This is a genomic window from Roseobacter sp. SK209-2-6 (assembly GCF_000169455.1).
Taxonomy (GTDB): Bacteria; Pseudomonadota; Alphaproteobacteria; order Rhodobacterales; family Rhodobacteraceae; genus Pseudophaeobacter.
The window spans coordinates 329684-342513 of record NZ_AAYC01000002.1 but is presented as its reverse complement, the minus strand read 5'-3'; the positions used below and the strand labels follow the sequence as shown (position 1 = coordinate 342513).

Annotated in this window: 11 protein-coding genes, 1 tRNA gene and 2 pseudogenes; 6 read left to right on the top strand and 8 right to left on the bottom strand. The window is 55.1% G+C overall.

Annotation, left to right across the window (positions count from 1 at the left end):
• Positions 1-65 precede the first annotated feature (65 nt).
• From RSK20926_RS04800 to RSK20926_RS04785, 4 genes are read left to right on the top strand one after another with little or no spacing between them, the layout of a single operon-like run.
• On the top strand, positions 66-1679 hold the full coding sequence (locus RSK20926_RS04800) for a L,D-transpeptidase family protein (protein ID WP_008204781.1): 1614 nt from the start codon (positions 66-68) through the stop codon (positions 1677-1679).
• A 50-nt stretch (positions 1680-1729) separates the two neighbouring features.
• The gene (gene lpxD, locus RSK20926_RS04795; protein ID WP_008204780.1) at positions 1730-2803 is read left to right on the top strand and encodes a UDP-3-O-(3-hydroxymyristoyl)glucosamine N-acyltransferase; all 1074 of its coding nucleotides are present in this window, start codon (positions 1730-1732) and stop codon (positions 2801-2803) included.
• A 48-nt stretch (positions 2804-2851) separates the two neighbouring features.
• Positions 2852-3109 (top strand): acyl carrier protein, encoded by a 258-nt coding sequence (locus RSK20926_RS04790; protein ID WP_008204778.1) that lies wholly within the window; start codon positions 2852-2854, stop codon positions 3107-3109.
• A gap of 32 nt (positions 3110-3141) precedes the next feature.
• Positions 3142-4353 carry a beta-ketoacyl-[acyl-carrier-protein] synthase family protein gene (locus RSK20926_RS04785; RefSeq protein WP_008204777.1) on the top strand — a complete coding sequence of 404 codons (1212 nt, stop codon included), beginning with the start codon at positions 3142-3144 and terminating at the stop codon, positions 4351-4353.
• Between the two features lie 17 nt (positions 4354-4370).
• Here RSK20926_RS04785 and RSK20926_RS04780 read toward each other — a convergent pair whose 3' ends face one another.
• From RSK20926_RS04780 to RSK20926_RS04755, 8 genes and pseudogenes are all read right to left on the bottom strand, one after another.
• Entirely contained in the window at positions 4371-4865 is a 495-nt protein-coding gene (locus RSK20926_RS04780) for an Lrp/AsnC family transcriptional regulator (protein WP_008204775.1), read from the bottom strand.
• Positions 4866-4877: 12 nt separating this feature from the next.
• Positions 4878-5154, bottom strand: a pseudogene (locus RSK20926_RS22375) (N-alpha-acetyl diaminobutyric acid deacetylase DoeB); the annotation flags it as partial.
• A gap of 27 nt (positions 5155-5181) precedes the next feature.
• Positions 5182-5565 (bottom strand): hypothetical protein, encoded by a 384-nt coding sequence (locus RSK20926_RS04770; protein WP_232281847.1) that lies wholly within the window; start codon positions 5563-5565, stop codon positions 5182-5184.
• 173 nt (positions 5566-5738) lie between these two features.
• Positions 5739-5894 (bottom strand): hypothetical protein, encoded by a 156-nt coding sequence (locus RSK20926_RS22985; RefSeq protein ID WP_008204772.1) that lies wholly within the window; start codon positions 5892-5894, stop codon positions 5739-5741.
• A gap of 129 nt (positions 5895-6023) precedes the next feature.
• Positions 6024-6182, bottom strand: a complete 159-nt coding sequence (locus RSK20926_RS23475; protein WP_442852516.1) for a DUF6538 domain-containing protein — start codon at positions 6180-6182, stop codon at positions 6024-6026.
• 118 nt (positions 6183-6300) lie between these two features.
• Positions 6301-6374 (bottom strand) — tRNA-Gly (locus RSK20926_RS04765).
• A 146-nt stretch (positions 6375-6520) separates the two neighbouring features.
• Positions 6521-8570 (bottom strand): annotated as a pseudogene (locus RSK20926_RS04760) (ASKHA domain-containing protein).
• A 168-nt stretch (positions 8571-8738) separates the two neighbouring features.
• Positions 8739-9896: a CaiB/BaiF CoA transferase family protein gene (locus RSK20926_RS04755; RefSeq protein ID WP_008204768.1), complete on the bottom strand. Its 1158-nt coding sequence runs from the start codon at positions 9894-9896 to the stop codon at positions 8739-8741.
• 211 nt (positions 9897-10107) lie between these two features.
• On the opposite strand from RSK20926_RS04755, the gene guaB reads away from it, so the two are divergent.
• Both guaB and RSK20926_RS04745 read left to right on the top strand, forming a co-directional pair.
• A complete protein-coding gene (gene guaB, locus RSK20926_RS04750) occupies positions 10108-11556 on the top strand; it encodes an IMP dehydrogenase (RefSeq protein ID WP_008204766.1) in 1449 nt (482 codons plus the stop codon).
• 44 nt (positions 11557-11600) lie between these two features.
• Positions 11601-12779, top strand: a complete 1179-nt coding sequence (locus RSK20926_RS04745) for an RsmB/NOP family class I SAM-dependent RNA methyltransferase (RefSeq protein ID WP_008204765.1) — start codon at positions 11601-11603, stop codon at positions 12777-12779.
• Positions 12780-12830 lie beyond the last annotated feature (51 nt).

Below are 12830 nucleotides of genomic sequence, written 5' to 3'. Positions count from 1 at the left end.
TTCATGTACCTAGCGTCAGAATTGTGGCGCACCGCTGCTGAGGAAGTAACATTATGAGGTTCACGATGAGCTCGTTCCTAACACAAAGCTGGAAAAATAGGATTTTTGCTCTGGCCTTGGCCGGGATCTGCGGCTTTGGGGTCCCTCAGGAAGTGACGGCACAGGTTACCGCATTCCGGCAAGCGGTTGCTGAGACCGCATCGGTTAACGAAGATGTTGCAAAGTTTTATCGCGAAAATGGCTATACAGCCCTGTGGACCGCTGAAGGGGATAGGGCGAGACTACGCCGTGCCGCACTCTTGAAAGCATTGGAAGAGGCCTCGGCGCATGGTCTGCCAGATCAGGCGGCAAAGGCCCGCGAGCTGGTGTGGATGATGCGGGACGCGCGAACGGCCAGAGATTTTGGGAAGGTCGAAGCAAGCCTTAGTGAAGCCTTTGTGACCTATGCGGCGCAGTTGCAGACCGGGATGCTGCAGCCTGCTACTATTGATGACGGAATGGTGCGCAAGCGGCGGGACAGCGATGGTGCTGAACTGCTGAACGGCATGCAGCAGGCGCAGCCCTTTGCCTATTTGCGCGCTCTTGTTCCGGCTTCGCCGCAGTATCGTGCGCTTCTGCGCGAGAAGCAGCGCCTTGAGCAACTGGTAGAAGCCGGAGGCTGGGGCACTTCGGTTCCAGCCAGTAAGCTCGAACCTGGAGATCAGGGGGCGGCAGTTGTTTCGCTCCGGAACCGTTTGATCAAAATGGGGTTCTTGCAGCGCAGCGCGTCAGCCACATATGATCGCAACATGGAGCGCGCTGTTGAGCGTTTCCAATCGGAACATGGTCTTGAGGTGGATGGTGTTGCTGGAACCGGAACCCTAAAGGAGATCAATCGCCCGGTTCAGGACCGCCTGAAATCCGTGATCGTTGCAATGGAGCGTGAACGTTGGCTGGCGCCTGAGCGCGGGGAACGCCATGTTCTGGTCAATCAGACCGACTTTACAGCCCGGATTGTTGACAATGGTGATGTGACCTTTGAAACCAGATCCGTAATTGGTAAAAACACGCATGACCGTCGCTCGCCGGAGTTTTCTGACACCATGGAGCATATGGTCATTAACCCAAGCTGGTATGTGCCGCGGTCAATCATCACCAAGGAATATCTGCCCAAGCTGAGAAACAATCCAAATGCGGTTGGACATATTCAGATCACAGATAGTCGGGGCAGGGTGGTTAATCGCAGCACCGCTGATTTCTCACAGTTCACAGCGCGGAACTTCCCCTATGCAATGAAACAACCTCCCAGCAGTCGAAATGCGTTGGGTCTGGTTAAGTTCATGTTCCCGAACAAATACAATATCTATCTTCATGATACTCCGCAGAAGAGCCTGTTTCAGCGGGAGGTTCGTGCGTTTTCGCATGGGTGCATCCGCCTGGCGCAACCATTTGAGTTCGCCTATGCGCTCCTCGCACGGCAGACCGAAGATCCCAAAGCTTTTTTCCATCGGATTTTGAGCTCCGGGAAAGAAACCAAGGTGGAACTGGAACAGCAGGTGCCTGTTCACATTATCTACAGAACCGCCTATGTCTCAAACAAAGGTCGGGCCGAGTTCCGCCGGGATGTTTATGGGCGTGATGCAAAGGTCTGGGCCGCACTAGAGCGGGCTGGGGTGACTGTGCCAGAGCTGCAAAGCTAATCCTGGAAACACGGGCCTCACCGTCAAAGCAAGTTTGGGAGGGGCCCGTTATGTATTCGATTCGCCAGATCGCAGAGGCTTTGGGCGCCGAGGCGCAGGGAGATCTTGATCTCACGATCACCCGAGCGGCAGAGCCCAAAGAGGCGGACCCGCAAGACCTGGCGATTGCCACTTCTGAAAAATATGCTGAAGGTCTTCGCGAAGGCCGCGCAGAGAGTGCCCTGGTATGGGAAGGTGCAGACTGGCAGGCCCTTGGCCTGAAAGCTGTAATTTTTGCCACACGCCCCCGTATGGCGATGGGGCAGGTGACGGTTTTGCTGGATCAGGGGCAGGGATTTGAGCCTGGCATTCATGCCACCGCGGTTGTCGATCCCACGGCTGAAATCGGCGAAGGCGTTTCCATCGGTCCACTTGCCATCATTGCCGCCGGCGCCCGGATCGGTCGGGGCTCTGTAATTGGCCCGCATTGCTATATCGGCGCTGATGCCACGCTGGGAGAGGACGCTTTTCTACGTGAGATGGTCTCTATTGGGGCGCGTGCAAAAATCGGAGATCGGTTCAAGGCCCAACCAGGTGCACGGGTCGGGGGTGATGGATTCTCTTATGTGACGCCTGAGGTCTCCGGTGTTGAAAACGTCCGCAAAACACTGGGCGACCAGGGGGATGCCAAAGCACAAAGTTGGATGAGAATACATTCGTTAGGCGCCGTAACTATCGGAGATGACGTGGAAATTGGTGCCAACTGCACGCTGGACAATGGGACCATCCGCGATACGGTCATTGGCAGAGGCAGCAAGTTAGACAATCAGGTTCATATTGGTCACAACACACGTATCGGTGAAGACTGCCTGCTTTGTGGACAGACTGGGCTCTCTGGCTCCGTTGATGTTGGCAACAATGTTGTCCTGGGGGGGCAATGCGGTGTCGCGGATAACCTCTTTATCGGGGACGGGGTTATTGCCGCAGGCAGTAGCAAGATACTTTCTAACGTGCCGGCAGGGCGCGTGGTGATGGGTTATCCCGCGGTGAAGATGGAAACTCACACGGAAATCTACAAAGCCCAACGGCGCCTACCTCGCCTGATGAGGGATCTGGACGCGTTGAAAAAGGCGGTTTTCAAATAACCGCCAAGGGGCTACATCTGCCACGACATCAATGATCAGGGGGCCAGTATGAGCACTCAGGAAAAGGTCATCGCCATCATCGCCGAACAGGCTTTGTTGACTCCATCCGATGTAACACCCAGCAGCAGCCTCGAAGATCTCGGGATCGATAGCATGGGGCTGGTAGAGTGTATTTTTGCCATTGAAGAGGAGTTCGACATCTCGGTTCCTTTCAATGCCAACACACCCGAAGACAGTGATTTTGATATTACCGATGTCTCATCGATAATTTCTGGGATCGAAAAACTACTGTCACAAAAGGCATGATAGTACTCAGGAATAGGCCAGGGACCAGATAGATGAAGCGTGTTGTGATCACCGGGGCAGGAACTATTAATGCCTTGGGTCATTCCGTGACCAGCACCTTTGAGGCCATGCGTGAGGGGCGCAGCGGAATCGGTCCGCTGGAGTTTCGCGACGTTGACCGCTTGTCGATCAAAATCGGCGGCCAGGTGCGCGGCTTTGAGGCCGAAGGACGCTTCAACCGTCAGCAGATGACCCTCTATGACCGGTTCACCCAGTTTACGCTAACTGCTGCAAAAGAGGCGATTGCGCAATCCGGGCTAGAATTTCATGGGGAACTGGCGGCCAAGGCCGGGGTTGTCCTGGGCACTGCCGGTGGAGGGGTTTCAACCTGGGATGATAACTACCGCTCAGTCTATGAGGATGGGAAGAACCGGGTGCACCCCTTTGTGGTCCCCAAGCTTATGAACAATGCGGCCGCCAGCCATGTCTCGATGGAGTTCAACCTGAAAGGGCCCAGTTTCACGGTTTCCACCGCCTGCGCCTCTTCCAATCATGCGATGGCACAGGCCTTTCAGATGATCCGCACCGGAATGAGCCCGGCCATGATCACAGGTGGATCGGAATCCATGCTCTGCTTTGGTGGGGTGAAGGCCTGGGAAGGCTTGCGGGTTATGTCAAAGGATGCCTGTCGCCCCTTCAGCGCCAATCGCAATGGCATGGTGCAGGGCGAAGGCGCTGGTATCTTTGTCTTTGAAGAATATGAGCATGCGCGCGCCAGGGGCGCAGAGATCCTTTGTGAAGTTTTGGGCTATGCCATGTCTTCGGATGCGGCGGATATCGTAATGCCCAGCAAGCAAGGGGCCGCACGGGCGATTTCCGGCGCTTTGCAGGATGCGGGTCTGGATCCGGGTCAGGTGGCCTATATCAATGCCCATGGTACTGGCACAGCGGCGAATGACAAAACCGAGTGTGCTGCGGTTGCCGATGCATTTGGCCCGCATGCGGACCAGTTGATGATGTCCTCAACCAAATCGATGCATGGGCATCTGATCGGCGGCACCGGTGCGGTTGAGCTGTTGGCCTGTATCATGGCGCTTAAAGACGGGATTGTGGCCCCGACGATAGGCTATGAAGAGGTAGATCCGGAATGCGCCTTAGATGTCGTGCCTAATGAGGCGCGCGAGGTGGAAGTTGATTACGCGCTTTCCAATGCCTTTGCCTTTGGTGGTCTCAATGCGGTTTTGGCGTTGGGACGGGCACCCTAGGCTTCGAGATTGACGCCTCAGATCTTGTCTTGTGGCTCTTTTGATAGAAGAATATCCAGGGGCGGCGCAGTGGCACTTTTGACGGGTTTGGTCACCACATAGGTAAAATAGCGGGATAGGCCGATGCGGGCATCGAGCATCTCGTCGATCAGCCGCTGGTAGGCGTCGATGTCGCGAGTGACGATCTGCAAGAGGTAGTCAAAGCCGCCGCCCAGAGCCCAGCAGGCCATGACCTCCTCATACCGCTGCATAGCAGCCTCAAAGGCGCGGAAGCTGGCAGCGGTGTGATCCGCGATTTCGGCCGCAACAAACACGGTCACATGGGGGGCGAGTTTTTTCAGATTGATGCGGGCGCCGTAGCCTTCGATCAATCCGGCCTGCTCCAGCTTTTTCAGCCGGTCCCAGCAGGGGGTCGGTGACAAGCCGATCCGGTCGGCCAGCGCGGCCTTGGTGATGCGGCCCTCTGTCGAGAGCACGCGCAGGATTTCAAGATCGCGCTGGTCCAGTTGCATATCTTTGCCTTATCAGGCGCCGGGAACGCCGACAACGGCCACACAGTCGCCGGATTTGATCAGACCGGGAAAATGGCGGCTGATCACCAGGCCAGCGCGGCTGGCCGGTGCGGTCCAGCGGCCAGACCCGTGCCACCTGATCCCCCTTGGCCACCTCTTCGCCCAGATCGGCCATGATCTCAAACAGCCCGTCGCCCTCGCTGAACAGGAAGCAATCATCATCGGACATGGTCAGGTTGACGGTCTAATCCAGCTGCATCTCACCGAGCAGAATGTCCGCATTGAGCAGCCTCATCTGACTGGTCCAAGTTGATTGTTAGTGCATGATTGGCCTGCTTTCGATCGGGATGATGGCCTCTGGCGCCACACCTAGCAAAACAACCTTTCGGATCGATGCCCCGGATTTCAATTCCCTCCCTTCCTCAACTAGATCAAAATGTGATGTGTCATCTTTCAGGTGAATGTGCTCGGGCAGTACGCCGCAAACCTCAGATGGTCTGCAACCTGTGTTAAGGCATATGAGCATAACGTCACGGGCTTCTACGTTGAGCTTGCCCATAGCGCCTGGGGTTAAAATTCGTTGAATCATCTCAGGCGGTATGGCTTTGCGGCGCCCTTTGGTTTTGGTTTCCTTAAGCCGAAGATTTGCAAAAGGGTTGGAGATCGGTTGCTTTTGATCCGTGGTAATTTCTTTGAACATTGTTTGCATAGATCCAAACATCCGGTTTGCGGTATTTGCAACAATTTTCCAGTCTCTACAGAGACTCGCAGGTGGTCCCTAAAAATATGAGCTTCGCGGGTCGTGATGGCTTCTAGGAGTAGATCACCACATTTTTCGACGAATGAAACAGCAGCCCTCTTAAAAGGAATGCACTAGATCCTGAGCTGTTCAGCATTCTTCTTTTGAAGCCGGTAGGCGCTGATGGTTTCATATCTCTTAGGCATCTTTGAAACCAACGCGTCAGGGTTTTCGATGGTTCCGAGCAGCGCCTTCGCTTGGTGATGCTTACCTGGCGACACATCATGCATCCTCTTTAGAAAGTCTTAGCCGATTTGATTGGGAATGCTGCGATAGGCAAAGCCCATTGTTTGGCAGTATTTGACTATTGCCTCATAGTCGGCGCTTTCTCCAGCTATCTTCACTTCCCACATTGCCAGCTACCGGGATTCCAGCTTGGCAGCTTTGGCCTCAGCTTTTTGAATGTCACCTGTTTTCAGAGAGACATCTATCTCTTTTCGAGCTTTTACAGTTTCAAATCTGATGGGTACGCGTATCCGAAATCGGTACACCCGACCTTGCAATCTAACCGTCCTCACGCGACCCCCATTTTCGGTTGTTGTGGGGTGTTTGGTGGGGTGTTTCTAGATTTAAAAGATGGGCAGCATATCGATGCTGTTGATAAATATTGATATTTTTACTGACAAGGTTGATTTCTGGAGCGGGTAACGGGAATCGAACCCGTAACTAAAGCTTGGGAAGCTGCCGTGATACCTTTTCACCATACCCGCTCTGCTCGTTAGGCATATTTGCAAATATTGGAAAGGTCAACGGAAACAAAGCCCTGTTATATACAGGGGGTACATTAGGCCCGAGAGGCCTTACACAAAAGTGCCGCCCAATATATGGACGGCCCAATATTTAGGTTTAGAAGAACTTAGCCACGGCGACGACGGCGACGACCGGCCCCGGAGGTAGCAGCGTCGCCCCCACCCGTGTTGAAATTGACCTCAGGCAGAGACACAACGCTCTCAAGTATCGGGAAGGGGTCTGCTGAATTGGGAATGGCCGATGCATTGACGAAATGCTCCTGGAACCGACTTTCAACCGCGGTCTCGATTTTTTCAATATTGCGGACTGTCTCTTCAATCTCTGAGCGCGCTTCGGTGTTTAGCAGGGCAATGCGTGCGCCCGTGCCCGCTGCATTGCCGGCGCTGGTCACCTTGTCGAGCTCACAATCGGGGATCATACCCAGAACCATCGCGTGTTTGGCCGAGATATGCGCTCCAAAGGCACCGGCCAACACGACGCGATCGACCTTGCTCACTTCGAGTTTGTCCATGAGTAGGCGCGCACCGGAGTATAGTGCGGCTTTGGCCATCTGAATCGCACGGATATCGGGGTTGGTCACGGTGATTGTCGGCCCCCCCTCTGCGGATCCATCCCAGATCAAATAGGCATTGGTCCGACCATCCTGGATACAGCGTGCAGTTCCGGTCTGCTCCGATGAGCCGATAAGGCCTGAAGCGTCCAAAATGCCGGCAAGCCGCATCTCAGCGATGGCTTCAATGATCCCGGAGCCGCAAATCCCGGTGATACCAGTTGTAGCGATACTCTCTGCAAAGCCCTCTTCGTCTGACCAAATCTCTGACCCGATCACTCGGAAGCGGGGCTCTTTGGTTTCGGGGTTGATTTCCAGACGCTCAATCGCTCCGGGGGCCGCGCGCTGACCGCTCGAGATTTGCGCGCCTTCGAATGCCGGTCCAGTAGGAGAGGAGCAAGCAAGGACTTTTTCCTTGTTTCCCAAAAGTATCTCAGCGTTTGTTCCCACGTCTACGACAAGAACGAGGTCTTCGGATTTATCCGGTGCTTCAGAGAGGGCAACTGCTGCGGCGTCCGCCCCTACGTGGCCGGGCAATACAAGGCAGAAGATAGACACGGGCCGCGGGATGGATGTTCAGATCCAACTCGCTTGCGCGTAGGGCCAATGCGTTGGAGGTTCCAAGCGCGAAGGGGGCTTGGCCCAATTCGAAGGGGTCGATGCCCAGGAACAGGTGGTGCATTACAGGGTTGCAGACAAAGACCGCGTCCACGATCAAGGCCTTGTCGATCTCCGCTTCTGCCGCAATCTGGGTGAACAGTGCATTCATCCCCTCACGAACAGCACGGGTCATTTCCTGATCCCCGCCCTTGTTCATCATGGAATAGCTGACCCGGCTCATCAGATCCTCACCAAAGCGGATCTGCGGGTTCATGATGCCAGAGGAGGCAACAACTTCACCAGATTTCAGATCACATAGGTGGGCTGCAATCGTGGTTGAGCCAAGGTCAACCGCAAGACCGTAGACCGTACCCTCATAGTAACCAGGCCAAATATGCATGATCTTTGGCGGATGGCTTTCATCCCCTAAATGCACCGCAACGGTGACCTTCCAGTTTCCCTTGCGCAGCACTGGTTGCAGCACGTGCAGGATGTGAAGATCGGTCTTTACCCCTTTGAGATCCCACTGAGTTTCCAGAGCCTCAATCAGGCGCTCCATGTCACCAGAGGGCTTGTGCATATCGGGTTCTTCGACTTCGACATAGAAAAGACGGGTCGAGGGATTCATCGTGATATCGCGGGCTTCGGCGCGCTTGCGCACCACTTGGCGATGAACCTGGCTCTCTGGCGGTACATCGATAACAACATCGCCTTGAACCGTGGCCTGACATCCCAGACGGCGCCCATCAATCAAGCCACGTTTATCCTTGTAACGTTGTTCGACTTTATTCCATTCGCTCAACGCGTTATCTTCTACTGTTACTCCGTGTTTGGAGAATTCTCCATAGGAGGGGGTAATCTGGCATTTGGAACAAATGCCTCGTCCTCCGCAAACAGAATCCAGGTCAACACCCAGTTGGCGTGCTGCCGTGAGTACTGGAGTTCCGACGGGGAAGTTGCCCCGTTTGCCAGATGGCGTAAAGATGACGAGAGGATCGCTGGACATTAAGGCATCCCTTAGATTCATATTTAGCTGAAGAGACCATAGGCGGATGAAACGGTGACCAAAAGGCGAGGAACGCCATAAACTGTAACGTCGGCGTCATTTTTTGTATATTCCCAGCAGCAGAGTGGGGTTTCTGAGAAATTCAAACTACGCCTGTCCCCGGCGGTGCTAGTGGTCTAGCCACTCAAGAATTGCGGCACGATCTTCATCGAGAAGGGGGGCGGCAGGCCTGTCAGAAGGATCCGCTAATTCTGACATTTTGATTGGATTGCCTGCCGCGACAAAGGCCGCTTTGCCATCTCGGTCCAATACGTCGACAACCATGTTTCGCGCCAGGATCTGGGGGTCTTCCAGCACTTCTTTGACATTCTGGATAGGCCCGGTGGGAATGCCCTCACGTGTGAGTTTTTCTATCCAATAGGATGCGGGTTTGTCGATGGTAACTGCCTCTATTAAGCGTTTCAAAAGACGGGCATTTTTACAACGTTCGGGATTTGTCGCAAACCTGGCATCATCCGCCAGGGGAAGGTCAAGTACATTGCACAATCGCTGAAACAGAGCGTCATTTCCCGCAGCTATCACAAACAGAGTGTCTTCTGCGTGGAAGGTCTCAAATGGCGTGATGGAGGGGTGGCGCGCTCCGGAGGGGCGCGGTGGTGTTCCTGTGACGGAGGTCAGGGAGATCGCATGCTCCAGCAAAGCCAGCTGACTGTCCAGCATTGCAACGTCAACCTTCTGCCCGCGCCCTGTTTTTTCCCGGTGCAAGAGGGCCGCAAGAATTCCCTGAGCCAAAAACATACCTGCCGCAAGATCACCTATTGAGGCCCCAACACGCACCGGCTCACGATTTCGCTCACCAGTGATGGACATGATCCCACCGCGGGCTTGCACAACCATATCATAGGCAGGTTTCAGAGCATCAGGACCGCTATGCCCAAATCCGGAAACAGCACCATAGATAAGACGCGGATGCCTTTCATGTAGCTCTTCCCATCCATAGCCCAAGCGCTCCATGACACCTGGGCGATAGTTTTCTAGGATGACATCTGAACGGGAGATAATCTGTTCAAAAACAGACCGGTCCGGCGCAGACTTAAGATCAAGTGAAATGCTTTCTTTGCTGTGATTTATGGTCGCGAAATAGGCACTCTTACCCGCTTTGAACGGAGGGAATGCGCGTGTGTCATCCCCAAGACCTGGGCGTTCGATCTTGATAACGCGTGCGCCCAAATCCGCCAAGGTCATGCTGGCAAAAGGACCAGCCAAAACATGGGTCAGGTCCGCGATGACGATCCCCTCCAGGGGCCTATTGCTTTCAGGATCCAAAGCCGTCTTCCTTTTGCTCTCTTAGTTGTCCCTTGGGGTGAACTAGATCTGTACGATCCAAAGGTGACGAGCTTTGATGCAGATCAGCCAGGCGGAACGATAGTTTCCAAAGCCGACTGCAAAGCGGGTTTTCTTCTCCAGGCCCCTTTCGCATCCCAAGCTTCTGTGCCATAGGGTCACCGTCAAACGGGCTTTTGCATAGGGGTTTCAAATGCAGATTCGTGAGGCACTCACCTTTGATGATGTTCTACTGGTTCCAGGCGCGTCTGACGTCCTACCCAGCACGGCGGATACGCGGACACGCGTCACTCGAACAATCGACCTTAACATACCTCTCATGAGCTCTGCCATGGATACGGTCACCGAGGCGCGGATGGCCATCGCCATGGCGCAGGCCGGCGGCATGGGGGTTATTCACAAGAACCTGGATGCGGAAGAGCAGGCAAAGCAAGTCCGCCGGGTAAAACGCTTTGAGAGCGGTATTGTTTACAATCCAATCACGCTGACAGCGGATCAAACGCTTGCGGATGCAAAGGCTCTGCAGGAGCGGTATCGGGTGACAGGCTTTCCCGTGGTAGACGGTGAGGGTCGCGTGGTCGGCATTGTCACCAACCGGGATATGCGTTTCGCCAGCGACGATCAGACACCCGTTTCCGTGATGATGACCTCTGACAATCTGGCCATGTTGCAAGAGCCGGCGGACCTGGATGAAGCCAAATCCATGATGCGCGCGCGCCGTATTGAAAAGCTTCTGGTAACCGATGGTGAAGGCAAGCTGACCGGACTTTTGACCCTGAAAGATACCGAACAGGCGGTTCTGAACCCGACAGCCTGCAAGGATGAACTGGGTCGTTTACGTGTCGCGGCGGCGAGTTCCGTGGGCGATAGCGGCTTCGCGCGTTCCGAACTTTTGATCGATGCGGGCGTAGACATCGTTGTTGTGGATACGGCTCATGGTCATTCCGCCGGTGTCATCGACGCCGTGAAGCGAATAAAGTCGTTTAATTCCAATGTGCAAGTTGTCGCAGGTAATGTGGCCACTGCAGAGGCAACCAAAGCTTTGATCGATGCAGGCGCGGATGCTGTCAAAGTTGGCATCGGTCCTGGCTCCATCTGTACCACTCGCATGGTGGCCGGCGTGGGTGTGCCGCAGTTGACCGCAATTATGGACTGCGCCGCAGCGGCGGGTGAAACTCCAGTGATTGCTGATGGTGGCATTAAGTTCTCGGGCGATTTTGCCAAGGCAATTGCCGCTGGTGCCTCTTGTGCCATGGTGGGCTCGATGATTGCAGGAACCGATGAAAGCCCCGGCGAAGTCATTCTCTATCAGGGCCGGTCGTTCAAATCCTATCGGGGTATGGGATCTCTGGGGGCGATGGCACGTGGGTCCGCTGATCGTTACTTCCAGAAGGATGCCGCCAGCGACAAGCTGGTGCCCGAGGGGATCGAAGGACAGGTTCCCTACAAAGGGGCCGCAGGCGCGGTGATTCATCAGCTCGTCGGTGGGCTGCGCGCCGCCATGGGCTACACCGGGAGTGCAACGGTCTATCAGATGCGCAAGAACTGTTCCTTTGTTCGTATCACCGGTGCAGGGCTGAAAGAAAGCCACGTCCATGACGTTCAAATCACCCGCGAGAGCCCGAACTATCGTATCGGCTAAATCATGGAGGCTGAGATGACCGTCTGGCCAAAAGGGGCAGGGGCGTGACCCCTGCTGCCCGCCTGCAGGCGGCCATCGAAATCCTGGATCAAATCCTTGTCGGCAAGTCAGCTGAGCAGCAGCTGACTGCCTGGGGCAGACGCAGTCGTTTTGCGGGTTCCAAGGATCGCGCAGCGGTGCGCGATCACGTTTTCCAGTCTCTGCGCTGCTTGCGATCCTATGCGGTTTTGGGCGGGGCCAAGACCGGGCGCGGCCTGATCCTTGGACTTTTGCGCCACAAGGGCGAAGATCCTTCCGCCTTCTTTACCGGCGAGGGGCATGCTCCTTCCGAGTTAACTCTGTCTGAGAGGGGGGCGGCGGGGCAGTTTTCAAGCGAAGCTGAAGAGCTGGATATCCCTGAGTGGCTCTGGAACTCCTTTTCGCAAAGCCTGGGGCAAGATGCCCCGCTAGCTGCTGCAGCATTGCAAGGGCGTGCGCCGGTTCACCTTCGCGTCAACCGTCTAAAAGGAACAGTAGAGGCGGCACAAAAGGCACTTGCAGAGGAGGGCATAGACAGCGCGGCGCATCCCGCCAGCCCCTGGGCACTGGAAGTAACCTCCAACGCACGTCGTTTGCGCAATAGCCAAGCCTATCTCTGTGGACTTGTTGAGTTGCAGGATGCGGCCAGCCAGGCTGTTATTGATGTGCTGCCGCTGGAAGATGGGCTGAACGTACTTGATCTTTGCGCCGGAGGTGGCGGGAAAAGCCTGGCCATGGCTGCTGCAGCTAAGCTCAAACTTTTTGCCCATGACATCGAGCAAAAGCGTATGAAGGATATTCCAGACCGTGCGAAAAGGGCAGGTGCCCGTATCGCTCTCCTTGCCACCGAACAGCTTGCCAGGACAGGACCATATGATCTGGTTCTTTGCGATGCGCCATGTTCGGGGTCTGGATCTTGGCGTCGGGCTCCGGAAGGGAAATGGAACCTTTCCCGTGACCGTCTTGATGAAATCAAGGCCCTGCAGGCTGGTATTTTGGACCAAGCCACGCAGTTGATCAGCGCAACGGGTACCTTGGCCTATGCTACCTGTTCTATGCTGGCGGAAGAAAACGAAGATCAGGTCCAAGCATTCCTGGCGAGACATTCAGGGTGGTCTGAGACGGCGCGCAAAAGCTGGAAAACCCATGAAGGAACAGATGGCTTCTTTGTCAGCGTGTTGACGCGAGCCACGGCAGATTGTTAGGTATTCCAGAAGAAAAGCTACCGCGACCTTAACAGGGCCTTAAGACTTTTG